25 protein-coding genes and 4 pseudogenes are annotated in these 25,775 nt (G+C 38.9%); 24 read left to right on the top strand and 5 right to left on the bottom strand.

The features are described 5' to 3' along the window. Positions 1-75 precede the first annotated feature (75 nt). From BW961_RS32015 to BW961_RS26510, 11 genes are all read left to right on the top strand, one after another. A complete protein-coding gene (locus BW961_RS32015; RefSeq protein ID WP_068591788.1) occupies positions 76-762 on the top strand; it encodes a helix-turn-helix domain-containing protein in 687 nt (228 codons plus the stop codon). Positions 763-1,272: 510 nt separating this feature from the next. Then, on the top strand, positions 1,273-2,040 hold the full coding sequence (locus BW961_RS26555; protein WP_068591792.1) for an Imm51 family immunity protein: 768 nt from the start codon (positions 1,273-1,275) through the stop codon (positions 2,038-2,040). Positions 2,041-2,351: 311 nt separating this feature from the next. Next, positions 2,352-2,612, top strand: a complete 261-nt coding sequence (locus BW961_RS26550; protein WP_068591795.1) for a hypothetical protein — start codon at positions 2,352-2,354, stop codon at positions 2,610-2,612. Positions 2,613-2,848: 236 nt separating this feature from the next. Then, entirely contained in the window at positions 2,849-3,274 is a 426-nt protein-coding gene (locus BW961_RS26545; protein WP_156510177.1) for a hypothetical protein, read from the top strand. A 142-nt stretch (positions 3,275-3,416) separates the two neighbouring features. Further along, positions 3,417-3,905 (top strand): imm68 putative immunity domain-containing protein, encoded by a 489-nt coding sequence (locus tag BW961_RS26540; RefSeq protein WP_068591810.1) that lies wholly within the window; start codon positions 3,417-3,419, stop codon positions 3,903-3,905. 186 nt (positions 3,906-4,091) lie between these two features. Continuing rightward, positions 4,092-5,300: a hypothetical protein gene (locus BW961_RS26535; RefSeq protein WP_068591799.1), complete on the top strand. Its 1,209-nt coding sequence runs from the start codon at positions 4,092-4,094 to the stop codon at positions 5,298-5,300. 119 nt (positions 5,301-5,419) lie between these two features. Next, positions 5,420-5,917 (top strand): SMI1/KNR4 family protein, encoded by a 498-nt coding sequence (locus BW961_RS26530; RefSeq protein ID WP_076577047.1) that lies wholly within the window; start codon positions 5,420-5,422, stop codon positions 5,915-5,917. Between the two features lie 55 nt (positions 5,918-5,972). Further along, positions 5,973-6,416, top strand: coding sequence for an SMI1/KNR4 family protein (locus BW961_RS26525; RefSeq protein ID WP_068592190.1), 444 nt, complete (start codon positions 5,973-5,975; stop codon positions 6,414-6,416). Positions 6,417-6,691: 275 nt separating this feature from the next. Beyond that, positions 6,692-6,904 carry a hypothetical protein gene (locus BW961_RS26520; RefSeq protein WP_068592187.1) on the top strand — a complete coding sequence of 71 codons (213 nt, stop codon included), beginning with the start codon at positions 6,692-6,694 and terminating at the stop codon, positions 6,902-6,904. A 9-nt stretch (positions 6,905-6,913) separates the two neighbouring features. Beyond that, positions 6,914-7,468 (top strand): immunity 51 family protein, encoded by a 555-nt coding sequence (locus BW961_RS26515; RefSeq protein WP_244556071.1) that lies wholly within the window; start codon positions 6,914-6,916, stop codon positions 7,466-7,468. A gap of 68 nt (positions 7,469-7,536) precedes the next feature. Beyond that, positions 7,537-7,761, top strand: a complete 225-nt coding sequence (locus BW961_RS26510; protein ID WP_068592185.1) for a hypothetical protein — start codon at positions 7,537-7,539, stop codon at positions 7,759-7,761. 510 nt (positions 7,762-8,271) lie between these two features. Here BW961_RS26510 and BW961_RS26505 read toward each other — a convergent pair. Beyond that, positions 8,272-8,712 (bottom strand): hypothetical protein, encoded by a 441-nt coding sequence (locus BW961_RS26505; protein WP_068592183.1) that lies wholly within the window; start codon positions 8,710-8,712, stop codon positions 8,272-8,274. A gap of 183 nt (positions 8,713-8,895) precedes the next feature. On the opposite strand from BW961_RS26505, the pseudogene BW961_RS31420 reads away from it, so the two are divergent. The 4 genes and pseudogenes from BW961_RS31420 to BW961_RS26490 all read left to right on the top strand — a co-directional run. Then, a pseudogene (locus BW961_RS31420) lies at positions 8,896-9,083 on the top strand (hypothetical protein); the annotation flags it as partial. Positions 9,084-9,147: 64 nt separating this feature from the next. Beyond that, entirely contained in the window at positions 9,148-9,366 is a 219-nt protein-coding gene (locus BW961_RS26500) for a hypothetical protein (protein WP_082867709.1), read from the top strand. Next, positions 9,335-9,544, top strand: a complete 210-nt coding sequence (locus BW961_RS26495; RefSeq protein ID WP_068592181.1) for a hypothetical protein — start codon at positions 9,335-9,337, stop codon at positions 9,542-9,544. The genes BW961_RS26500 and BW961_RS26495 overlap by 32 nt, the downstream gene beginning before the upstream one ends. A 694-nt stretch (positions 9,545-10,238) precedes the next feature. Next, positions 10,239-10,388: pseudogene (locus BW961_RS26490) on the top strand (peptide-methionine (S)-S-oxide reductase); the annotation flags it as partial. A 63-nt stretch (positions 10,389-10,451) separates the two neighbouring features. On the opposite strand, the gene BW961_RS26485 reads toward BW961_RS26490, so the two are convergent. After that, complete coding sequence (locus tag BW961_RS26485; RefSeq protein WP_068592179.1) at positions 10,452-10,934, bottom strand: hypothetical protein; 483 nt, start codon at positions 10,932-10,934, stop codon at positions 10,452-10,454. A gap of 1,622 nt (positions 10,935-12,556) precedes the next feature. On the opposite strand from BW961_RS26485, the gene BW961_RS26480 reads away from it, so the two are divergent. The 4 genes from BW961_RS26480 to BW961_RS26460 all read left to right on the top strand — a co-directional run bounded on the left by BW961_RS26480 (position 12,557) and on the right by BW961_RS26460 (position 17,349). Continuing rightward, complete coding sequence (locus tag BW961_RS26480; protein ID WP_068592177.1) at positions 12,557-13,027, top strand: hypothetical protein; 471 nt, start codon at positions 12,557-12,559, stop codon at positions 13,025-13,027. A gap of 616 nt (positions 13,028-13,643) precedes the next feature. Beyond that, positions 13,644-14,888, top strand: a complete 1,245-nt coding sequence (locus BW961_RS31415; protein WP_068592175.1) for an acyltransferase family protein — start codon at positions 13,644-13,646, stop codon at positions 14,886-14,888. A 366-nt stretch (positions 14,889-15,254) separates the two neighbouring features. Beyond that, entirely contained in the window at positions 15,255-16,139 is an 885-nt protein-coding gene (locus BW961_RS26465; protein WP_244556070.1) for a M23 family metallopeptidase, read from the top strand. A 934-nt stretch (positions 16,140-17,073) separates the two neighbouring features. Next, positions 17,074-17,349 (top strand): hypothetical protein, encoded by a 276-nt coding sequence (locus BW961_RS26460; RefSeq protein WP_068591324.1) that lies wholly within the window; start codon positions 17,074-17,076, stop codon positions 17,347-17,349. Positions 17,350-17,605: 256 nt separating this feature from the next. Here BW961_RS26460 and BW961_RS26455 read toward each other — a convergent pair whose 3' ends face one another. After that, positions 17,606-18,121, bottom strand: coding sequence for a DUF3231 family protein (locus BW961_RS26455; RefSeq protein ID WP_068591322.1), 516 nt, complete (start codon positions 18,119-18,121; stop codon positions 17,606-17,608). A gap of 74 nt (positions 18,122-18,195) precedes the next feature. On the opposite strand from BW961_RS26455, the pseudogene BW961_RS31410 reads away from it, so the two are divergent. Together BW961_RS31410 and map are read left to right on the top strand one after the other, a co-directional pair. After that, positions 18,196-18,347: pseudogene (locus BW961_RS31410) on the top strand (SAM-dependent methyltransferase); the annotation flags it as partial. A 207-nt stretch (positions 18,348-18,554) separates the two neighbouring features. Beyond that, positions 18,555-19,292 (top strand): type I methionyl aminopeptidase, encoded by a 738-nt coding sequence (gene map, locus BW961_RS26445; RefSeq protein ID WP_076577045.1) that lies wholly within the window; start codon positions 18,555-18,557, stop codon positions 19,290-19,292. A 698-nt stretch (positions 19,293-19,990) separates the two neighbouring features. Here the strand turns inward: map and BW961_RS26435 are convergent. Both BW961_RS26435 and BW961_RS26430 read right to left on the bottom strand, forming a co-directional pair. Continuing rightward, positions 19,991-21,145 (bottom strand): MFS transporter, encoded by a 1,155-nt coding sequence (locus tag BW961_RS26435; protein ID WP_068591315.1) that lies wholly within the window; start codon positions 21,143-21,145, stop codon positions 19,991-19,993. A gap of 27 nt (positions 21,146-21,172) precedes the next feature. Then, the gene (locus BW961_RS26430; RefSeq protein ID WP_068591313.1) at positions 21,173-22,183 is read right to left on the bottom strand and encodes an alpha/beta fold hydrolase; all 1,011 of its coding nucleotides are present in this window, start codon (positions 22,181-22,183) and stop codon (positions 21,173-21,175) included. 134 nt (positions 22,184-22,317) lie between these two features. On the opposite strand from BW961_RS26430, the gene BW961_RS26425 reads away from it, so the two are divergent. The 3 genes and pseudogenes from BW961_RS26425 to BW961_RS26415 form a co-directional block, all read left to right on the top strand. Next, positions 22,318-23,205, top strand: coding sequence for a LysR family transcriptional regulator (locus tag BW961_RS26425; RefSeq protein WP_068591311.1), 888 nt, complete (start codon positions 22,318-22,320; stop codon positions 23,203-23,205). Positions 23,206-23,589: 384 nt separating this feature from the next. Beyond that, positions 23,590-24,330, top strand: a complete 741-nt coding sequence (locus BW961_RS26420) for a class I SAM-dependent DNA methyltransferase (protein WP_082867667.1) — start codon at positions 23,590-23,592, stop codon at positions 24,328-24,330. Between the two features lie 1,111 nt (positions 24,331-25,441). Beyond that, positions 25,442-25,775, top strand: a pseudogene (locus BW961_RS26415) (hypothetical protein); the annotation flags it as partial.

Genomic DNA, 25,775 nt, shown 5'->3' with positions numbered 1-25,775 from the left:
CTACCGATTTTGATATGCTCCCCTTCAAGTAGACAGGTTTAATAAATAAACCGCTACTTGAAGGGGAGTTTCCTTTTGTCTAAGATTAACGAATACAATGCGATTGAGAAACTAGCCATCATACAGGAGTTAAAAGCAGGACAGAGCAGCAGTGTGGAAGTAGCAAAAAAACATAACATCAGCGTTACCACCTTAGTGAAATGGCGACATCGCTATGAGTTGTACGGAATTGAGGGGTTAGAAATTCATTCCCACACTCGGAGTTATTCTGCAGAACTTAAACTTCAAGCGGTTCAGGATTATCTCTCCGGTGAGTATTCGCAATACGAAATCATCGATAAATACAAGATCGCCAGCCGAACACAATTCTCAGATTGGGTGAAGAAGTATAATGGTCATAGCAGCTTAAAAGCCTATAAAGGGGAAGCGAAAGCTATGAGCAAGGGGCGGTCTACCAGTCATCAGGAACGAATAGACATTGTTCTTTACTGTCTTGCCCACGATCATGACTACCGGAAGACAGCGGAACAGTATCAGATTTCCTATCATCAAGTGTACCAATGGGTTAAGAAGTATAAGGAGCACGGTCCTGATGCTTTGCAAGATGGTCGGGGACGGAAAATAGCAGAAGAAGAGTTAACCGAATCTGACCGCCAGAAGCTTGAGATGAAGAAGCTGGAGTATGAAAATGAGCGACTTCGAGCGGAGAATGCTTTCCTGAAAAAGTTACACGAATTAAACAAGACTTTAAGTAATGCATAATAAATATGACCGTCCAGAAGTAATTCGGACAACCGACCGACTCATTTTTCTGCTTTCATTTTTTTAGGCGTCCAAGGCACACCATGCATAGCATGTATCCACACTTCACTCATAAGTTTACCCCTCGCTTCATTTCCCGAATAATTCCAATTGTGAAAAGACCACCTAGTATATATACCGACAACATAGAGAAAGCAAACAAGCCAAGACGGAGTTCCACTACGTTTCATGATTCCGGATTGAGTGAGCAGAAGTGAGAAGTCAATCCGATCCCATAAGCCCTTTAGAATAGGCGCACCGGCGCACTCGCTATGATTCAATTGCTTAAACCTTGGTTATTAGGCCGATTCTGAAATGTCAAGATATTTTTTGGGTTTTATATAGATATTTAGGGCAAGTTTGACTTTCACGATAGATTACCAGTTAATGATTTGCAGAGCATAGATCATATGGGTTATTCTAATATATGGAAATCATAATTTTATTAAAGTTAGAGGAGAGGTTACAAAGATGAATAATGATCTACTGAAGCAGCTCACTCTTTGGCATAATAAGAGCCAGTATGAGAAAATCATTAACAAAATTATGGAAATACCCGAAGCAGACAGGGACTATGACTTAGTTTGCCATTTGGCAAGAGCATTGAATAATCAAGAAAACTATAAAGAAGCTATCCAATATTTTTTATCTGTGCAAGAGCAAGGCGAGCACGACCCTCTTTGGCATTTCCGAATAGGATATGCTTATTATTACCTAGAACAGTATAAGGAAGCGATAGTTGCTTTTGAACAAGCTGTAGCATTAGATCCTGAAGATTCACATGGCAGGACGTTTTTAGAAATGAGCCGCAACGCCGCTGCTAGAGCAGGAAATGAAACCATCCATAAAGTGAACGTTGAAAAGGGGATGCGGATTGGGACTGACCCCCGTTTGTTAGAAATTGAAGAAAAAATAAACCCATTTGGGCTAGTTGCGCATAATAATGGAAGCATATCAATGATTTTAAGTGCTGGCAAATATAAGCATGAAATTTTTCAAACACGAGCCGAAGAAGGAGTTGAGGGCAATGGCTATGATTGGGGTTCATTAGCAGCGGTGTTTCTTGAAGAAAAAATGCCTCACTTAGTTGATATCATACGATTTGACCCGGAAGCCGATACGTTCTGCATTTATACAGACAATAAAGAAGCCATACTTAGTTTTGCAATCGCCTTTAAGGAAGCATGTGAAGATGACTCATTAATGAAAGACCTATTTTCACGAGCTGTATTAGATTGATTAGAAATATCAAGGTACAACAGTATCCTCTGTTGCATCGAAATGACATTAGCCGATCCAAATACTCCTTAATTGTAGCGAGTTTTTTTTATAATCGGATCAAGTTTGTGTCATTTCTCAACGACACAAACTTGATCCGATTATTGTTTTGCGACACCGTATGATTTGATTATCTCACACAAGCTCGTGTATTTGGCAGAATACTCATCTCCTACAGAATTGATGGTTGTGAAAAAGGAAATCGAGATTAATAGGATTATCAGTAGTAGAAGCTTTACAGTAGCATATAACTTTCCAGAGGTGATGAGCGTATGGGAACATGGAGTGCTGAGGTTTTTGGTAATGACACCTCGTGTGAGATCAAGGAATATTTCTATGAGCAGTACAATCAGGGTTCTGAAGTTACTCAAATTATAAGCGAGTTACAAGAGAAATTTACTTATAGCTTAAATAATACCGATGATAGAAACAATGTATTATTTGCGTTGTCCTACTGCCTTTGGGAAACGAAATCCTTAGATGATTCGCTGTTAGAGAAGTCGCTCAGATCATTGAGAGTGGGAGTGACTTAACTGTCTGTGAACAGCTTGGAGCCAATGTACAATTTATTAACAAGCGAAAAAAGTATTTACATACATTTATCACCAAAATTAGCATGCCCAAAAGTATAGCAAAAAAGAGGGTCAAGCCACCTACGCAAGTTGAAAGTGATTATCACAATGGTAGCTGCCTTACTTTTCAATATCCCAGTGGCTTATACGGCGGCATAATCATTATCGACTGCGCCTTTTATCGTAACCGTGGTTCAATGCGCATAGCATTCACCGATATTGAGCAGCACTCTGAACCCGATTATAACGATTTTCTAGCCTCTCGCCTGACCAACTTCAGCTGGGAGGGAGTATCGGGAGAAGCGAACAAGTATGCCGCTTTTGAAGGTAAGACTGCCCGCATTACTACCTATCCGTTGAGCTATGATTATGCTAAAGAGCGTATTCCTTATTTTGAGTATAACGATATGTTCTTCAAAATTGTGGGCGAGCTCCCTAAATACACACAATGCCTACTAGCTACAGTTGGCATTGGATTCCATTACAATCTTGCTTATCCTGAGTTCGCCATCTCTATGAAAAAGACATTACTATATTGGAAGCAAAATGAAGACCTATACAGTGAAAAAGTTTCTAAGGAAACGATTACTAAATTCAATAATTCATTAGTCCTCAACAAGTAGCATTTCCTTAGATGTCAGGATTTTCGGAGGGAATCGTTTCAGGGACCTTTGCAGAACAAACAACTGAAAAGGCATTCCAGGTGTATGATGAAACTATCTTATTTAGAAAATTACAATGCCTAAAGAGAAAGTGGGGAAGAACATGTACATAAGCAAATGGTGGGGATATTTAATTGGCGGTTCCGATGATTCGCTGGCATTAATAGACTATTTGGAACAATTGGACTTAACGGATGTGACGCTCAATCAGATTTTAAAGGACCTGGGTTTCGATATTCTGCTTTCTGAGGGAGACTTGAAAACCGGCGGAAATATTGGATTTGATAGGAGAAGTGCTAACGGCACGTTTCGGGTAGAACTTGATATTGCCTGCGGTGCTCTAATCGATCTTTCAGCCATTGTGTTGGAGTGTCTTAAAACAGGTTATGTTGATTTGCATGATTTGGATGAGACTAGGCAGCCGTGCAAACTTTATATTGATGCCTCCGAAGAAAAAAGAAACCTGCTTCGGGAAGAATTGAACAAGTTTTCCCGTAATCCGCTGTCCTACAATTTAGCCGAGCTTGTTCCGACCGATGATATGAGGGAGCTTGCGGAAAAGGCAAAAATGATCGCAGATGAGCTGTTATAAGTTGGTCAGTGTGTGACTTTGACACCCTCGCGTCACCAAACGAAGCGGTGTTTTTTTATTTAGCAGGATTGCAAGATGCATGCTCTGAGATGTGAGTCCTGTCGTCAAGGAGGCCACGCATGGCATGGACCAATTTCTGCACTTTCCGAATTGACTTGATATGATTTAGAAGAAAGGAAGATAGAAATGCCAAATGATAATCATGCTCGTCCTCCTGCTGCTTCCATAAGAGAAGATGGTCGTTTTCCCATCGACCTGACAGGTCCTCGCAGTCACACTCTTGTCATTCAGCCCGGTGTGGGCAGCATATCCATTGGACCATCGCAATTGGGGAAGAAGGCAGATCTTCACGTTGCACCTGATGGGATCATCGATTGGACCGTATTCGATGCCTTTGCCACTCCGGGGGGCTCGTCCTGGCCGCGATTTCTGTACTATACAGGCAGTGACGCAGGCTTTTTTGACTGGGCACAGAAACGTCCTATTGAAGAGATGACGTGGGCTCCGATCTTGTCTGAAGACACAGTGGTGGACGCAAGCCAGTCCAATTTGCATGGCTTACATATCAAGTTGGACCAGACTGAGGGCCAACTGAGCCTGAAGCTTCCAAAGCGGCAATTACGCCTGAGCTTGTCCGGCGATCTATCACGATTCACGGCCACTGGCGATATGCCATCTTCTCTGGTTCTATCGCCGCGCACTAGCAGACGTAAGAATAATAATTCTTTCTTGTTGCCCGACCTGGGTGAATTGCACCAAGTAACGAGTCTAACGCTACAGAACGCGCCGCTAGGACAGCCCATCTCGCTGGAGTGTCTGAATCGGTTCCCAAATCTTAACTCACTGAGTTTGTGGGGGAACTTCTGCGACGTGGACTTACTGGCTCGTCATGACCGGTTAACGAATCTGGAACTGCGCTACATGCCTGATCTGGGGGACTTGCCGCCTTTGAACGTATGGCCGTTACTTGACAGATTTATCGCCTACAATGTGGAAGAGATCGCGGGCAAGCGCCTAAAGCAACAAATGAAAACACGTGCTAAAACACGAGCGTGGACCGGCCATGCTTCAGTGAGCCAATTGCGAAAACCTGAGTGGTGGACGACCGAGTTTGGCCGCCCGTTCTCGTCCTGGCCTAAACGTCTGGCCAAGCTGGCTAACGAAGCTTACAACATTGCACAGGCAACCTTGGCCCAGGCCCGCAGCTTTGCCGATGCCGAGGCAGCCATTACCGCTTTCACCGTACGCTTCAATACCCTCAAAGATATCGAAACCACCGAACGAGAAGACCTTGGTGAAGCGGTTTGGCAACTCAGCCAGTCTGATCACTTGATTGGCCAGCCTATAACAGAGGAGATGGCTCAACACTGGTTCGATTCAGTTCGTGATTACTGAATGATATGAGGAAATAAACAGGCACTAGGAAACTGGCAAATTTCGAGCAATTCTTATGAGAGCATTTGGTTAAGAGGTGCAGTGTCTAGCATAAGGGTGATCAACCAGTAGGAGGAAGTATGAATAAGAAGTATAGTGAATTCATTAGTTGGACTAAAGATAATGGATGGGATATAACTGATAAATCTGAATATGAATTAAATTTAAATGATAGTATAGCATCCAGGTATAAAGAAATTCCCGAAGGTTATTTAGATTTTCTAAAAAGGGTTAAAGAATGCATAACACCTAGTGAGAAAACATGGTTTATATGTGAGGATGAGTATAATAACAACTCGGATAGTGCATTTAAATGGAATGAATTTGAAGTGTTAAGCTTAGAAGCTGCAGAGAATGATGAGAAATGGAAATCAGAAATAACTTCATGGTGGGATAAATATCTACCCATAGTTATGTCAGTTGATGATGGATATTCATTCTATGCAATTGATCTAACGAATGATATAGGTGCTATTGTACAAGGATATGAGCCTGAATTCGAAGAGGTAGAAAAAATAGCAAATAGTCTTGAAGATTTTTTTCAATTAATCATGTCTAATACAATAGAGCTGCGATAGCGAGGGCTTGAACGGTAGCTAATTCGAATTAATTGGCAGGGAGGGCGGCTATCCTATGAATGATACATTAATGAAGAGATTAAATACTTTCCTTCATCGGGAGGATAATAGCACAATCCTAGGCAGTCCGGCGAGCCAAGAGGAAATTGCTAATGCAGAGCAGCGTCTGAAAGTAAACTTTCATGAGGATTATGTACATTTTATCCGGACGTTTGGGGGGGCATATGCAGGTCTTGCGGTATATGCATTCTCAAATGGCTCCAGTCTCGGAAACGAAACGGTTGTCGATTTGACTCTTGGGGCCCGCGAGCAATTCAAGGAGCCTCCCTTTGCAGAGGTTTTACAAACCAGCTATGTCATCTCTATGGATGGTTCCGGCGATCCGATTATAATCAACGAGGCAGGAAACGTTTTCATTTGTTACCACGATAGCGGGGAGATCGAGTTATTAGCGGATTCATTCGAGGCGCTGATCGAGGATAATTTTTATGAATGGTGAATGCTTTTATATGACCTTTTTGGGGTCCAATCATAGAACAATATCCTTATTTTTCAAAATGATAATTTAATAATGGTGATAGTTGATTTAAGAAAGATTTGGATAATAGGTGGTAAAATTCATTGAACTTATATGAACAAGGCGCTTATCTTATGCTCGTTTAAACAATTTGGTGATGCAATTCCTTTTTCAAAAAAGTTTGTGAATGTAACCCAAATGATACAGGTAACATGATTGAAATAGATACTATCTTACAAACGAAAAGAGGCAAAGTAATGGAAAAAGACCCTTTCGCACAACTTATTATTTGGCATCAAGAAGGTGAACATAAAAAAATAGTAGATAGAATTATGGAAATCCCCCAATCAGACAGAAATTATGATACGGTCAATTTATTGGCAAGAGCTATGAATAATCTGGAACGCTACGATGAAGCACTTCAACAGCTTTTGACTATTGCAAAACTAGGTGAGAATGACCCTCTTTGACATTTTCGCGTGGGCTACTCCTACTATTACCTTGAACAATATGCGGAAGCATTAAGAGAACTTGAAATTACAAATAAGCTAGATCCAAAAGATGGAGCTACTTTGGCATTATTAAATTGGAGCCGAGGTAAAGTAGACCGAAAGAAAAAGAAACTCAAGCAATCTGCCGCTTTGAAAGCGATGAACGAACAAACTAAGGTTGAAAAACTGAATTCTGTAGTAAATGTTGCAGACAAAATTAAACCATTTGTGCTAAGAGTGCAAGATAATGGTAGTGCGTCAGTCATTTTGAATGTTGGTACTTATAAAAAAGAAATTTTTAAAAGTCGGGAAGACGAGGGATTCGAAGGTGGCGGTTATGATTGGGGTTCCTTGGCGGCTGTTTTCCTTGAGGAAAAAATGCCTGAGTTGGTAGACATCGTACAATTTGATCCAGAAGCGAGTATGTTCTGCGCTTATTCTGACAATAGAGAAGCTATACAAAGATTTGTGCTCGGATTTAAGGATGCTTGTGAGGACGATGATTCCATTAGGGATTTATTCTCACGTGCTGAATTAGATTAGGCAATGATAGATCGTTTTATTGTGAACTAATCATCATTTATCTTAATTGGAAAAGAGGTTTTGAATCAATGAATAGCAATATTATTTGGGGGATAGTATTATTAGCGCTGAGTTTGTTTCTTAAGCCATTATTGGCGATTGTGGGGCTGAATGAAAGGTTGTTCGGATTGTACTGGCAAGGTGAAACTGTGTTTTCATTGAGTCCATTCTTAGTTCGGATTATTCTAGCAGTAATTGGGATTATCATGCTTATCATCGGCGGTATGCAAGTTGCAAAGCAGAAGAATAAATAGTTGAAAGGATAGAGAGGTGATGTCAGATACTAGTATAGATAATAATTGTAAGATGACAAGAATATAGCCCGATTAATATCCGCGTAAATCGCGGTTTTTTTTGTTTTATCGGAACAGATTCTTGTCATTGCGCATTGTCAAGAATCTGTTCCGATTGTCGTTTGAGGCCAAGAATATAGTCCGAATGCCGATAGAGATTAAAATGTACTATTACGCTTTATATGGAAAGGCTACTTCTAGGAAAGCAGTTATCATTGCATAAAATTATAGCTATGTCGGATGATAAAAATATGTACCGCTAACTTTAGGCTGGTCGGACGGCCATACGTTTCTCCCTTAGCGCTACTAAAACAATAGCATTTAATGGTGTTCAATCTGGTACTTATTATTTAGTGATCCAAAATATTGGTAACACCGTTATAAGTGGATATGGATCTGTCAATGATTAAGTAAATCAAGTAAGCGAAAAAGGAGCAGTTGTCGAGAGACAACTGCTCCTTCTTTATGTACTTACCTATTTTCTGAACTTAATGGAACATCAGTGTTAACAGGATTTTCCTCTGTTTCATTTACAATTATCGGTTGGGGATACGAATCCGCTATTGTTGATTCATCTCCTTTTAAGAAAATCCCGCATTCAAGGATTAGTTGATTCGTATTAGATCCGATTTGATCTAACTTTCTTGCTATCTCAGATTCCTTGAAGATACTTTGTTCATATACTCGAACGAAAATGCCATAGGGTGTATAAAGTTCACCAAAATACATCTTTGCGAGTCTTGATTCTACTGAATCTACAGTATTTAATGGAAGATCAGTGTTAACAGGATTTGCTACTGTCTTATTTACGGTTACCGATTCTGGATAGGAATCCGCTGTTGAATTTGCACTTAATGCCACTCCTGAAATTATAGTCACTGCAAAGGCTATTAAAAATATTTTTTTCAACATATTTATTTCCCCCTTTTCTATACCAATTATTATTTCCTACTTTCAATCTCCGCATTCAGAAAAAAAGTTGAAAGAATCGAGAAGGTCAGAGATGGAAAGAACTACACTAAAGAAAGAACCCCACTATAAAATGTATAATATTTCTAATTTATATTATACTACCTTTGAGGGTGTATGAGAACTGAATCGATTCAATATGGGAACACGAGTAAACCTCATTTGCAGTATATTAACGCACCACTCATGAATCAGTGGCAAATGGAAGGGTATGATCGTATAACAATCTATTCAATTTAAAAGACGGAGACGTGGTATTCTACAACGCTGACAAGTCCAGTAGAGACGATTTCGGATCCCAAGTACCACATTAATCAGAGACTCCTGGAACATATCATTCCAGGAGTATTTTTTAGATGTTCATGCAGGAGGTAAAGTATGATGCCAAAGATATCTAGAAAAGAATTTGAAGAAATATTCAAGGAAGTGAACGCTTCTATGGATTTTGAGGATGCAGCGTTGAACGACAGAGAAAAGTCACTTTTGTATAGGAGACTGAATGATGAAATCAGTGATGAAGAGTACATTGAGTTATTTTTAAAGGATTCTAGGGAGGGGAGTTTCTATGAAAGAACTAAGCTGGGAAGAGTTGAATGAGTACGGCAAACAAGCTACAGCTGCAGCGAGAAAGTCCGCTTTTGATGCAGGAACTTTTTACTGCTACGCTGAGGGTGATAAAGTGATTCGAGTATACCCTGATGGTCGCAAAACGGAAGTTATATATGACGGAAATGGAAACCAGAAAGAGATCAAATTGGATGACCCCGAAAAATGAAGTAAATCGAAGAAAAACCGTGTTCGGCTAGTTGGCCAAAACACGGTTTTTTTCATTGTTCCACGGAACGCTAATCGGCTGTCACGGTCAAATTCGGCTGAATTTGGAGATCCGGAAGCTAGACATGTTCACAAAACTATTATTTTTGTACATATGTAACTCAAGTAATCGTGTATATAGAGTAAATAGAACAGTAATAATTATTGTACTCTAAATAAAGAGAAGAAGAGAACACACATACCGGCAATCGGAATATATTCTTGTCATTTATCGGAACACATTCTTGTCATTTATCGGAACACATTCTTGTCATCCGACATGTGTAAGAGGACAAGAACATATACCTTATGAAATCCGCGTTGGGCGTGGATTTTTTATTATATGGGACCAAGTTCTTGTCCTTTGCTCGGGACAAGAACTTGGTCCCATTGCCGAAAATGGACAAGAACTTGTACCGTTAGCAACACGTCATCTGTCGGAAGACAAGATTGTGTACCGCTAACCGACGATGATTAAGCTAACGGGCAGGTTAGTTGAACAGTGTTGTTTAATTTGTGTTCAACAATCGGTACATAATGTGGAATAAGAAAATTTGTCATTATTTTAATGTGTAGTAGACTTAGTAACTACAGTTTTTTCTTCCTATTTAGTTGGAATGAATTTTTTGGTTTTTTAAACGAAGAGGAGAGTCAATATGGAAGTAGTATATTTTGCAGGTGGATGTTTATGGGGAGTACAAGCTTTTATAAAAACTTTACCTGGAGTTAAGTTTACAGAAGCAGGAAGAGCTAATGGAACAAGTCATACACTTGAGGGTGATTATGATGGGTACGCCGAATCTGTTTAGGTATTTCACGGATTCAGGGTATCATATTAGGTTCAACATCGAAATCACCTCCTTAAATTTTCATCTTAATTCTTCCACAAAATAACAAAGTTTCCTATTGGGAAAATATAGAACAACTAATCTATCAGATTCATAATTGAACTCTTGCCACAAGTAAACTTCATTAAAATTTGGTATATTATCTTTAGAAACATCTAAGCGCAGCAATATATTCTCAACATATTTTTTTATATCTCTTTCATTATCATGAAGAGTATCCCCGGAATATTTTTTAATAATCTTTCTTCCGCTTGTTGACTCTAATATTGAGGAAAAGTGTTTTTCTTTAGATTTAAAAATAGTATAGCGTATCCCTTCCCCGTGAAATCCACCTTGATTTGTATATTGATCAAGTTCTTTAAATTTGGAAGGCAATTTCAATTGCCAATTTCTCTCATATTGTCTTTTGTGCGAGAAATTGTTTTTTGCTTCTTTCAATAGATATGCCGGCAATAAAATGGCAACGATAACAACAATAACCACCAAAACATTTATGACTTTCATTTCCATCCTCCAGAGGCCTTTTCCAAATTTGTCTATCATATTCTATTATTTTCCATTATTTAAAATATATTAACACATAAAAAATAATAAAACTACATTGCTTCGTCGCTATATTTGATGGATGGGTAAGGTCTAAAGCATAGAGAAGTAGAGCAGACTGTTCCTAAGAAGACTAATAGGGAGGGAAGAACAATGAAGATATTTAGTAGCCGAGAAGATCATGTGATTGCAGCGTTATTTAAAGTGGCGTTGCAGGTGGAAAAACCATAGGAACTGAAACTAAGTTTGACGAACAGGAACAAGGCTAGCACTTATTTATGGACTTTAAACGTTCATTTTTCCAACCTCATTTATATATTCATCGATTAATTAGTAATGTAGTTCAACATTATTTAATTATTTTACCTTTTTTTCATGCAACGGCTTTAAAATGGCACACAGAGAGACCACTCAAACTGCTTTATCAGAGCACGAGCAGCGAAGAACCGTATCATAAGTAGGCACAAAGTCATCGTTAATCGCTGCATTAATGTTTTATAAACGAAAACCGTTAGGTTAACAGTGTTTTACGAAATAGCTTTTATTACCTGAATTAACCTATTATATTTTGTTTTTACTTGCTTTATTTATATAATCTTTTATTAAATGGTAGATATCCAATTTCCATACTTGATCTTCTTTTTGTAGCCCTAAAGCCAACGATAGTTCAAGAATACACATTGATGAGCAGGTGCTTCGGTATCCTGCTTTTTTTATTAAACTCCCATGAAAATTAAATCCGCGAAAAACCTCAAAAAGACAATAATAAATTAGACCTAGCCGAATGATTTTAAAAAAAGGCTGAGCCTGAGCAGCTTTGGAGCCACAAAGGAAATTTCAGTAATAGGATCAACACTGGGAAGTCCGCAAGACTTTGAAAATATGCTGAAGCTTGCGGAAGAACATAAAATACATCCGGTGTTGGATAACATTTATTCGTTGGATCAATTGCCTGAGGCACTTGAAAGAGAAATTCGGCTTCTTTTTCTTTTTTTACGTGGAATTATATGAACAGTACGGGAATTCAGCTGGAGAGAGATAACATCCAAACAGACACATTGTAGGGAGATTAATGTCATTAATGTAGGCACATTAATGTCCTTGGACAAATGTAAGAGGACAAGAACATATACCTATTGGAACCCGCGCTAGGCGGGCTTTTTTAATTTTATGGGTACAAGTTCTTGTCCTTTGCTCCAGACAAGAACTTGTACCTATTGCCGAAAATGGACAAGAACTTGTACCGTTAGCCAGGGAGACAAGCCCGAGACGTTTACAAATTACAGGTGACAACAATAACATTTCATTAAATACCGCTTATTAGTATTTTTTTGTTTTTTAAGGGACCAAGTAGGTTCGAATCATATGTAACCGACAACACGGCATTAGTTGGATGACAAGACTGTGTACCGTTAACCGAAATAGGCTAAGAATATGTTCCGGTGGACGATGATGATTAAGCTAACGGGCAGATTAATGGAACTTTTATTGTATTTATAGTGTCTAAAACTATAGGGTTATTTGTTAATAAATTATGTGTGTTTCTCAGAGGCATTATTTGAGAAAGCAGAAAGGACGGGATAATGAAAAAGACAAGGATTTTAGTGTCAGCTATTCTAATTGCAACTTTTATTGTGTATGTAATTGTCACGTCACCATCAACTAAGACAATCAAAATTTCAGGAAATGCAACTGCATATAACATAGAAAATCAATTGAACAAGTCAATTCCTTTTCAACTCGTGGGTACATTGGATAAACGTAAAAATTCATTTATCGGGACGCTTAAAATGGATGGGTTTATATTTGAAAACGCTATGATTGCAAATGGTTTCAGTATAGTAACCTATGATAAAGCTATTCGAACAATTATTGGTACTGCCTATATAAATTCTGATATGACGAAGCTGTCAATTGAATTTAACAACGATCAAATAAAAATCTTTAATACAAGCGGCACTACTGTTCTTAGTTACCCAGCGGACAATTTAATGGAAGCCGTTGAGTTAAACAAAAATCTAAAAGTAAGGAATTATACAAAGGGTGAACGTTAGCGTAACAAAAGGGAGACAGCTACTCGGTTTTAGTTATTCAGCTAACGGGACACTTTAGTTGAATGATACGCATTGATGAGCAGGCGGTACGGTAGCCTGCTTTTTTCATTGAAGTAACGGGCAGTATAGTGGAACCTATACTTGTAACCTTTTTATAATCATTACGTTTAACATATGAAACTAAATTGTGATTGAATTTATGTAACACTTCTAAATATAAGAGGAGGTACGGTTATGAATAGTTTATTTTTTTATATGATGGATTACAACTACGTTTGCTACCTTTTTTAAAGACGGATTATGGGTTTTAGGTTTCTTTTATCTACTAAATAAGACATTTGAAAATAAAAAACTAAAACAGTTATCAAAAGTAGTTATTATAGTCATGTTAGCTTTCTTATTACTCTATTATATTTCTAGCAGTTTGAGCTTAGTAAAATAACGGAATACATTAGTTGAATAAGGATTCCGAACACAGTCAACATATTAATTGTTTCCCTATTTCTGTCGTATCCGGACGATACTGTTCATCTTTCTTATTGAACTACGGGCAGGATAGTTGAAGATCAAACATGGGGAACCGTATAATAGTTTTATTCATGAAAGAAGGGGAAAAATGAATAAAGAGTCATCCGAAAGAAAGCTATTCTATTTGGATGGCATTAGGGGACTCGCGGCATTTGCCGTGGTTATTTCTCACTACATACAAGTATTTTATCCAGCTGCGTTAAATGGAAGACCGCAACAAGCTCATTTTGAATGGGATATCTGGTACGGACATTCTCCGATTAATTTATTTTATAATGGACAATTTGCCGTTTGTTTGTTTTTTGTGCTAAGTGGTTATGTGCTCAGTGTCAAAATGTTTGAAAAAGAGCTCGATAGTGAGACCTTTCAAAAATTGTTGCATTCCAGCGCCATACGAAGGTACATTAGGCTTGCCGTGCCGGTAGCGGTATCCGTATTGCTTGTGTATCTAGCAATTATTACAAATGCCTTTTATCTCCAAGAACTATGGGGAACAACATGGACGGATATGAAAAAGAATTACTACGCTTTAGATACAAATGTATATACCGTTATCAAGGCTGCTATTTTTGATCCGTTTTTCCGTTTTAAAGCACATCCTTACAATCCAGTCCTTTGGACAATGAGCTATGAGTTATTAGGTTCTTTTTTAATTTTTGGTTTTCTTGCTTTATTTGGACGTGTGAAAAAAAGATGGATTGTGTATGTGGTCTTATCCATTGCGTTTATTCAAACCTATTTTGTCGCTTTTTTGTGGGGAATGCTGCTTGCCGATTTGCTCAAGCACAAATGGGTCCAAAGTAAAATAACCGCAGTACTTGTGCTTTTAATGGGGATTTACTTAGGTTCGGCGCCTTATACTCCATTAATGGGGACTATGTACGAACCCATAGAAGTGTTGACAAAAAATATCAATGAATGGGTTCAATTTAACATCGATCCACGACTTCTTGCACGAACCCTAGGTTCTGCTATGATTTTGTTTGCTCTGCTTCGTTTAAAAGTGCTGCAGCATGTGTTTGGATGGAAACCGTTTGCTTATTTAGGACAGATTTCATTTTCCCTTTTCCTTATTTATTTTACTTTCCTAAATACGTTCTCCGCGTTCCTGTTTAGTAAAGTGATTCATCATTTAAGTTATAACCTTGCCTATGCAATTACGTTTATGGTTTCCATGGTGCCCTTATTTATTTTGTCGCATTATTATATGAAATATATCGATCAAGGGGCATTAAAACTAGCTCGAAAAGTTGAAAGCATGTTAGAACATGAAAAAGCGTCGACTACTCAAATTTATGCCCAGCTGCGCGAAGAACGTAGAAGAGAGTTATAGAAGAGAGTAATATCGCCGCTGTTTTTTAACAAATAGTTGAGTAACGTCAATTTGAAAATCAAAATGCCGTTACTCAACTAAAGGGAGACGATAGTTCAATAATACACATTGATGAGCAGGTGCTTCGGTTATCCTGCTCTTTTTATTAAACTAACCGGCAGGTTAGTTTAATAAAAATTGAGCTATTACACCTCAAAAATTGGACTTTTTTCTAAAAGGAAAGATTCTTCTGAGGTGAGTTAGTGAAATATAAATCAATTTAAAGTAGGCTCTTTCTCTATCTACATCTGAAGTTGTATGACATGTTAGGGCTTAAAGTTAATTGAAATACTTACAAAAAGATTGTTAATGAAAGGAGAGCTTATATTGAAAGCAGTAATTCGAAAGATTGGTTACATAAATTGCGTATTAATAGCATTCTTTCTAATACTATGGATTAGTGTTTTTTTAATTGGAGGTATAGTTGGTGCATATTCATGGACACTACTCAAACTAGTTCTACCCTTTATAGGAGCGCTGGGATTGTTAATGAATTTGATAATTTTTATCATTTTATTATTTAAAAAAATCAAAAGTTTAAAGTTAGCTTTTAATGTAATGGTCAATATACTAATGATTTTCCCTATATTAATGACTATGAACATTATTCCTTTGGCTTATCCAAATACCGTTGAACATGCCCAACCATCCGTCACTGTAAATTTCCCTTTAAAGGAACAGACAGTAGTTGGTTGGGGTGGTAATAATGTTAAAGACAATTTACCGCATGCCATATGGTCATCAGAGAGATGGGCATATGATTTATTAATGGAACCATATAACATTAATAGTGATAATAACGAAGATTACGGCATTTGGAATAAAATAGTTTATTCGCCTGTTTCCGGGGTAGTAATTGCTACTTACGATGGTGAAGATGATATTACACCAGGCTCAGAAGACTTTAATTCATTGGAAGGTAATTATGTATACATAGAAATAGAAGAAACTGGTACTTATCTTTTGCTTAACCATTTAAAAAAAGATAGCGTATTAGTTAAAGTTGGAGATAAAGTAAAGCCAGGTGATTTATTGGGGCGTGTAGGAAATAGTGGTTCAACTTCAGAGCCACATTTACATATTCATCATCAAAGACAAAATCCAACCAAGACTATACACCCTGTAATAGCAGAAGGACTTCCTTTGTTTTTTAGAGATTTAAATGTTAGTTCAATGCCAAGAAAAGGTGACGTTATAACACCTCAAAATTAAATGACAAGTGTTGATTTTTTTGTGAAATTAGAGGGTTCAGTTTTATTAAAGTGCAATAATCAAAATCATAGACCGACAATTTATGGATTTTTTTGTTACTAATAGAAGATTGATTTTACTTCAACAAAAGTTGTGAACTATTGTACTTAAACTCCCATGGAAGAACGGAATTACTTCCATCATCTGTGGTGCAGCGCCAGCGCTGCATGTATGGCTAACGGGACACGATAGTTGAATATTACACATTGATGAGCAGGTGCTTCGGTATCCTGCTCTTTTATTAAGCTAACGGGACACGATAGTTGAATAATACACATTGAAGAGCAGGTGCTTCGGTATCCTGTTCTTTTTATTAAGCTACCGGGCAGTTATCCGCAACATTGAGATATTCATAACGTCCATATACTTGCAGTTAAGAACATAAGAAGTAAGAGGGAATGGGAATGATGACTAAATCAGGGGGAATCGGCTAAGGGATCAAGTTCTTGTCCTCCGACAATAATATAGGGGTTTTTGTAAGAGGGCAAGAACATATACCTATTAGAACCCGCGCTAGGCGGGCTTTTTTAATTTTATGGGTACAAGTTCTTGTCCTTTGCTCGAGACAAGAACTTGTACCTATTGCCGAAAATGGACAAGAACTTGTACCGTTAGCCAGGGAGTCAAGCCCGAGACGTTTACAAATTACAGGTGACAACAATAACATTTCATTAAATACCGCTTATTAGCGTTTTTTGGTTTTTAAGGGACCAAGTAGGTTCGAATCATATGTACCCGACAACACGGCATTAGTTGGATTACAAGACTGTGTACCGTTAACCGAAATAGGCTAAGAATATGTTCCGGTGGCCGATGATGATTAAGCTAACGGGCAGGATACTTCAGTCAATTCCTCGAATTCTTTCAGTTAAGCTAAAAGTATGGAGGTAATGGAATGTGCAATAGATGCGAGGGTTTTTCAGAGAGAATAAAGATCGCTCATCCATATGAATACTTTAATATGATTGAACAGGTGAAGGAAGTCCTTAATGAAGGAACAATGGAAATAATCCAAGGTAACTGCGACTTTTTTTCTCTTCAAAAAGGACAGCCTTGGCCAGATGAAGTTTTATATCACTTGTTTAAATGTACTTCATGTAACAGAAAGTTTGAGTTAAGTGTTGAGACCTATCATGGCTCAGGTGGAGCCTGGGATGTATTGAAATTGTGATTCCATTTTCAATAAACGATTAAGCTAACGGGACACGATAGTTGAATAATACACAGTGATGAGCAGTTGCTTCGGTATCCTGCTCTTTTTATTATGCTAACGGGCAGTTTAGTTGAACAAGATAAGTGGAGGTTTTATGTCGCATTTGACACATTAAGCGTAACAGCACTAAGGAAATAGCGAGTCATGACACAATTATAGGGTGTATAACCTAAACAAAGAAATCCTGCTCAATGAGCAGGACTGTAAATTACATTTAAGCTTCTGATTCAGGTCTCTTCACTTGAAGCGGAGGAGGGATTAACCAACCTTTTTCCTTGCTGATTTCAAGGATCTTAACTCCCAAAGCTGCTGTAGCGAGATGGTATTTAGCAAACAAAGCACCTACATCCACTCTAATTGATTGACCCATAGCTTGGCTACAAGCAACCAGTCCGATAGCGGCATCTGCGCCAATTCTTGCAGCTATTTCAAGATCAGTAAATCTTGCGCCGGCAGGGATATCTTCAAGTTTTACTGGTGGTCTTTCAGGCATGATTGGTGCGGGAGCAAATCCGTTTTCAGTAAGTAATTTATCAAATTCTTTAATCTCTAGTTTTGCTTGATCAATAAGATCATTGAGTATTTTTTTAAGGTCCTTGTCACCGGCGTGGTTTAAAAATGCTTGGTAGCATGATACAGATCCTCTAGCAACCACAGAGCCACTCCATACACTGAAAATTTCACCATAATGTAATGGTTCATCTTTCGGATTGCCGTTTAAAATACCCAATATTTTAGCTCCTTCAATTCATATTTTTCAACTTTGTTATTATGTCCAAGAAAAATTAATTAATGCTAGATTGTTGTATGCGAGTGTTAAAACCTAATGCACACTGATTTTTAAATGTAATGAGGACCAAATCAAATTGAGTGAAGTTTTAAAAGGTATTGATGCGAAACCGCTATTCGGAGATCGAAGAAGCAAAACGCCGCAGTGGCTCACATTTATGAAAGATCAATGCGTAGTTCGACGATATTGTGTAATAAAAGAAAGCGTGCTTGTTCAACTAACGGGACACTATAGTTCAATAATAAGAGGGCTGCCGAGAGGTAGCCCTTTGTTCAACTAACGGGCAGTTTAGTTGAAGAAAAAGCCGTTCCGTTTATGCTATACTCTAAATGGATTACTAATCATAAGATACTTTAAAAAGTGGGGATATACGATGATTGCAAAAACAGAAGAAGATTTTAATGGTTTGAAGGAAATTGGCAAAATTGTTGCCTCCATTAGAGATGAATTGGTACAAAGAACAATTCCTGGCATAACGACCAAAGAACTTGATGATATAGCTGGAGAGTTTTTAGAGAGAGCAGGTGCAGTTTCAGCCCCAAAAGGTGAGTATGATTTTCCTGGCTATACTTGCATTAGTGTTAATGAAGAAGTGGCACATGGTATTCCGGGTCATCGGGTTATTTATGAAGGGGATTTAGTAAATATAGATGTTTCTGGTTCAAAAAACGGGTATTTCGCAGATACAGGAATCTCTTTTGTAGTGGGCGAGGGAGAAGAAGTATTAATGAAAATATGCGACGTTGCTAAAAAGGCATTTGAAGCAGGGCTTAAGAAAGCAAAACCTGGTTCAAAAAAAAGTAGAATCGGAAAAGTAGTATTCCAAACAGCGAGAGAGAATGGATTAACTGTTGTCAAAAATCTTACAGGGCATGGTATTGGACGTACAATACACGAAGCACCTGACCACATTTATAATTATAATGATACATGGGATGATGAATTATTAAAGGAAGGGATGGTTATCGCATTCGAACCATTTATCTCGACCTTTGAAGAAGAAGTATCCCAAAAAGAAGACGGGACCTTTGTTACAGAAAAAAGCTTTGTAGCTCAATACGAACATACGATTATTCTTACGAAGGATGGACCGATTATTACTACATTATAAGAGCACTAATAATTATGAAAGTACCTTAATTAAAAAGTGTTTTCATAACGTAATAATAACTTGTACAAATAGAATTGATTAACAGTCTTTCCGACTATAATCAAGGAATGTACTTTTTACCTTTCAAAAAAAATCCCCTTATCGTTGTAAATACGCATTTTTCTGACGCTACCCCATTAAATAAAAACTAAGCTATAACATAAGCCGAATTCCTTAACGTACAGGTATTTGGCTATATTTATGTCGAAATTTGCTTCGCGTACAAAATTTCTGAAATGTTGGCTGTACCCCTAATAGTAAGAATTAAAAAACAAACTTGGTTTATTCAACATCAATAAGGCTCATCTTGTTGCATGTGTGAACTTTGAGTATGGAAAACAGTTTTTGCCCATGAGGTACGTTGAGAAATTTACCAGTCCGAGGCTTTATTATGTTGCAATCGATTATAGCGTTTATAGGGAAGATAAATTTCATATAAATGGGGTGAATTATTTCCTCATATGCGTTGCATTGGAGGACAATCAATGGAAGATTGTCTTAACCCCTCATGTTCCAGTTAAATCACTTATTGCAGATGGGTATGGATTTGGAAGAGATGTCGAAAGAACATTCGATGATAGAAGAATAAAGTTCATACATTGATTACGCTAACGGGACACGATAGTTGAATAATACACAAACACATTGATGAGCAGGTGCTACGGTAGCCTGCTCATTTTTTTGAATAGCAATATTGCAAGAACTAAAGCGATGCTTACAGCAGCCAAACCTACCCAATTCAGATTCAGGACAGAGGTACGGCTGATGACAAGCCCGCCTAATCCAGATCCCAGTGCAAAACCAAATTGGATGAAAGAAGTATTTACGCTTAGGGCAATGTCCGGATTTCGAGGTACCAGCGTAACCAGATATAGCTGCTGGGCAGGTGAAATACTCCAGGTGGCTAACATAAAGATCATTAGAATCAAGATGAATAAAAAGAGATTAACACCAGCTAGAGCGAATAAAAGGAGAGTTGCTCCTTGTAACAGGAGTCCAAGACAAATTGTGAATTTAGATCCCTTTGCATCTGCCAATTGTCCTCCTACTCTTGATCCGACGAAGCTGCAAATTCCCGCCAGGAATAGAACACCGCTAATTGTGGTTATTGAAAGAGAGGATGTAGCTTGTAAGAACGGTGTAATATAAGTAAAGAGCGTAGAGTAACCACCGATATAAAATAAAGTAATAACTAAGGCAGTTAGAATCTTTGAATCTTTTAAAATGGCGAGCTGCATCCTGAGGGTAACAGCTTCTTCTTCTATGATTGCAGGAACCTTCTTATAGATGATAATCAATGGAATAATGCTTAACATACCGATCACAATAAACAAAACCCTCCATCCAAACATCTCGCTAAAAAATGTACCAATTGGAACACCCAGCACGAGCGAACTGCTGAGTCCCATCAAAATAATACCGATGGCACTGCCCCTGCTTTCTTTTTCAACGAGTCGTGTCGCTACTGCCATAGCTACTACGGTAGCGATTCCTCCACTAGCCCCTTGAATAATTCTTACCCCTAGTAGTGTTTCGTAAGAAAGGTTTACAAACATAAGTCCGTTGCTGGCAATAAATACACTGAGGTTAGCCATGAGTAGCTTCTTGCGATCCACATTTATCGTTAGGGCGATCAGAATCGGAGCGATAATGGCCGCTGCGAGTGCAAATACAGTCACCAATAGCCCAATTTCGGAAGTAGATACGCCCAAGTCCCCTGCAATCATTTCAATGACTCCTGTAATAATGTATTCAATGGTGCCGATCAGAAAAACAGAAAGAGCCAGGACATAGATGATCAGGTTATTTTTCAATTCAATCTGCTCCTCCTCTTTTCTCGTCTATTCAAGCAAGAATCTTTTTAGGTTTTTATCTATAAATACGGAATCTGGTACATGCTGTCCAATTCCTGCGCAATGCCCCCATTTCGATTCAATCGAGAGGAAGAGTGCATCAGGCATATGTTGTGCCTCATATTTATTGTCCTGGGGAGGGAAGAAAAGATCCGTACTTCCCGACATAACCAGTGCCCGTGCAGTAATACTGCTTAATGCAAGTTCAAAATCGCCATCATACAATGAATTTGCACTAATATCTCCTGTGATTCCGGTACATAACATGGTGATTAGGTCATTGGCGTCAAAGGTCAAAAAAACTTGATCCCAGTAATCCACAAGATATTCTTTCAGTGTCTGGTAGCCCTCTATTTGATAGAGCTGCTCTAGATAATAAGCCTGAGAGAAGCCCCAAGCTGCATAGACTCGGCCCATTGCTGCCAATCCCACTTTGGGCTGCTGCGTGTAATAGCCATTCTTCCAGGCTGAATCAGCTTGAAGGGCAGCGATCATTCCTTCAAATACAACATTTGCATGTGGCCGTGTCTTGGCAGTTCCTCCGAATGGAGCAATTCTCTCGACCATATCCGGATAACTTGCTCCCCACTGAAAGGTCTGAACAGCTCCAAGTGACCAGCCAACAACAAGGGCAATTTTTGTAATACCAAACTTTTGAGTAACTAGTTGATGCTGCAACCGCACATTATCATATATCGAAATTAGTGGGAAATTTGATTGATGATAGGGCGGTGGCGTATTGCTTGGTGAGGAGGATAATCCATTGCCTAGCATATTCGGTATGATAATAAAATACTTTTCCGGGTCCAGCGACTTACCGGGTCCTATTAACCATTCATTATCGGTATGCAGACCTGCAAACCAGGTGGGATAAACAATTACATTATTTTTTTCTGCATTTAGCGTACCGTAGGTTTTGTAGGCGAGAATGGCATTTGGCAGAGTGTCACCGGATTGCAGCAGAATATCACCCAGTTCATAAATTTCATAATCTCTCATGTGAAAATCTCCTTTTCATAGCTAAAGTTGGACTGCCTTTCTTGTCATTACTCTACGATGATGCTATTGTGAAGTCAAAGAAACGTTTATGAATGAAACGTTCATTTTTTTTGAATTAAGGAGTGGGATGTACCATGGAATTGCGCCAACTAAAGACTTTTTATACGCTTGCTTCGACACTCAACTTTAGCCGCGCCGCAGAAGTGCAAAACTATGTTCCCTCAACGGTTACGATGCAGATGAAGGCTTTGGAGGAAGAACTGGGCGTCAAGCTGGTGGACAGATTGGGCAAAAAAGTGATCCTAACCGATGCGGGGAGGCGGTTTCTGGTCTATGTAGACAGCATATTGAGTGAGCTTGAAGAAGCACAGCATGCCGTCAAACAAACCAGCGAGGTGACGGGTACGGTGGTCATTAGTGCGGATGAAACGTTGTGCACCTACCGGCTGCCGGCTGTACTGCGCCGGTTTCGCTTGCGCTATCCGGGGATTCGACTCATGTTTCGGCCGCTGACTAATCCGAACCTCAAACAGAGCTTGCGTGAAGGGGACGCGGACATTATTTTTATGCTGGATGAGGACAAAGGCGAGACAGGATTTTGCGGTGAAAAAATACTGGATGAGCCCTTTTATGTATTGGCAGCGCCCGATCATCCGTTGGCTACACGTACTACGCTAACCATTGAAGATTTTAATGGTGAGACCTTTTTGTTGACGGAGAAGGGATGTTCCTATCGCACATTTTTTGAGCGAAGTCTTTCACAGAAGGGCATGGGCGGAATTACCGAATTAGAATTTAATAGCGCTGAGGCGATTAAACAATGTGCGAAAATAGGTATGGGCATCGCCATATTGCCTGAAATGGCTGTGACTGCAGAAGTGAATCGGGGAGAACTGGTTCCGTTGCCGTGGGATTTGACCGCTATATCGTTTGCAACCCAAATGTTTTGGCATGAGGAGAAGTGGATCTCGCCTGCGATCGAAGCCTTTTTGAACTTGACCCGAGATACATTTTTTGAATAATAGCACCCTGTAAAATGTTGGCCATATATGTCTTGAAAATAAAATACCTTGCATAGTTCGAAAATAGCTCTATTTGCATTAACCTAACGGGCAGGATAGCGTAGTGATTATCGACTTAAAGAGTGGTTATGTAAGGTTCGATAAAAATTGATTATAACTACTTATTACCAAATGGATAATCGAAAAAATAGTAAAATAATACTGTTATGCGCGATGGCTGGCGATAGGGCTTTCATTTCGATTATCCTTTTTGCGTCTATATAAGTACATGTATTTTCTTATAGAAATTATTTTTTCTCAATGCAACATTGTGTTTATTTTATTCAATAGATTTATTTTTGGCAATTCGAAATGTTATAACAAGAAATGAAAGGGGGAATGGCGTTGATTGAACATAGCAATCTTGAAGAATATCAAGATCCGGTAAATTACGATCTTGAATTTGACGGTGAAATTGACAAATATCAGTTCTATCTTGAGCTTGCTAGATCGAGTCCTGGGGAAGTATTAGAACTTGCTTGTGGTACAGGCTTAACAACGATAACCCTGTCGGAAGCCGGCATAACGATGACCGGTGTAGATATCTCTTCAGCGATGCTCGCTTATGCGCGGTTGAAGGCGGAAGGGTTGACTGTTACTTTTATGGAAGGCGATGCCCGTACCTTTGAATCGGACAAGCGATTTTCGATGATTTATTTGACTGGTAATGCATTTCAGGCATTCTTAAGTGATCAAGATCAAAACGATTTGCTCACGACCGTTCACAAACATTTACAACCTCATGGAATCTTTGCATTCGAGACCCGTAATCCGGAGGGAACGGATTTATCCGATCAAGAAGAGACAGAATGGGGATCATTTATTGATAAGGATGGGAATAACGTCAAGGTATCAGGCACACAATATTACGATGCTAGCCAGCATATCATGCATTGGATCACGATGCGTAATTGGGGGTATAAGCAAACGACTTCCCGAATTGCTTGTCGGTTCACGGATCAGGATACGCTGCATTCTTTATTAACCCGTCACGGCTTTCGCGTCGAACATCAATATGCTGACTGGGATAAAACGCCGTTCTCTCCGTCATCTTCAACTATCATTAGCATTTGTAGGAAATGTTAGGAGAGGCGGTAATGCATTGCAATAGAAAAAACCCCCTCAGGTCGAGGGGGTTTTTGGTGATCCTAAGTTTAGCATACTTTTCGCATTAATAATTTAATCGGTCCGCGGGAAATTCGTTATTTCCACCCATGCGAGAAGATAACGGCCTCTAATGGGCAGTTATCCGCAATATTGATGATATTCATATCGTCCGTATATTTACAGTTAAGAACATAAGAAGTAAGAGGGAATGGGTACATGTTCTTGTCCTCAGACATTACGCAAGCTTCTAACACTACTGCTGGAGGCATTCCAGTAAAAACGGGTAATGATAGTTGAACAAATAAAAAGGGGCAGTTTGCTTGAACTGTAACCCTATTATTCAAACCGAGAGAGATTGTCCTGGTTCTCACTCCTAATGCCGAAGCTTACCTATTGGTAAAGATTTTGCCGAAACAAAGGGTACATGGATGTACGGGATCGAAGAAGCTATGTAGATCTTGAAAGATGAATTTGCTCAGAGTGGAATTACCTTATTTATAAGAAACAGATGTAGGATTTTTTAAAAAATTAGATTTTCTTGATTTTATTCCGGAAACAAAGCCGATTAAAGAATTGATCTATGTTTGGTTTGAGGAGTTGTCAGATAAGGAGAAAAGTGTAGTGCCTGGATATTTACTCCTTAACGTCGGAAGAGTTGACAGGAGTAAATTGCAGTAAACCATCTGAAGGAAGGGGGCTGTATTTTTTCAGCCCCCTATAATGGAGATTATCACAAGATGAAAAATCAGAAGAAATGTTTTTTCTCAAATTGAGTCAACAGTCTATTCCAGTTATTGATAGCCCTCATATTGTATAAGTACGGAGGTGACATGTGTTGACTAATTTCTGTTCAGCAAAAAAAAAGAAATGTGTAAAACACCACATGTCACAAAAATCGAAAATGGGCAAACATCGAAGATCCAAACTTAAGAAAAAGCAGAAACTCGGGAAGAGAAAAGCACACCAGCATGATAAACCGAAGGAAAAGAAAAAAGTATACACAATGTGTATGTTATGCAGGGAGATTCATTGTATCTGTAAATGGGAGAAGAAGGTAAATAATAAATGTTGTAAAAGAGGGCCTAGAGGTGTGCGTGGGTTTCGAGGTTATAAGGGAGCAACAGGTCCCCAAGGAGCTGTTGGAGATCGAGGAGTTCGAGGCGCGACGGGGGCTACTGGTGGAACTGGTTTAACAGGAGTAACAGGAGTAACAGGTCCGACTGGAGGTACAGGTGTAACTGGAGTTACGGGAGCAATTGGAGCTATCGGTGCAACTGGCCCGACTGGAGCCATTGGCGTTTCAGGAGGTACAGGAGAAACTGGAGTTACCGGTCCGGTAGGAGCAACAGGAGTTATGGGTGTTACTGGTGCAACTGGAGTTACAGGACCAACTGGCGATACTGGAGTAATAGGTCCAACTGGCG

Origin of the sequence: Paenibacillus macquariensis (assembly GCF_900156375.1) — a bacterium.
In the GTDB taxonomy this organism is placed as follows: domain Bacteria; phylum Bacillota; class Bacilli; order Paenibacillales; family Paenibacillaceae; genus Paenibacillus_AQ; species Paenibacillus_AQ macquariensis.
Note: the sequence above shows the minus strand (reverse complement) of the source record. Positions and strands in the feature narration are given on the sequence as shown.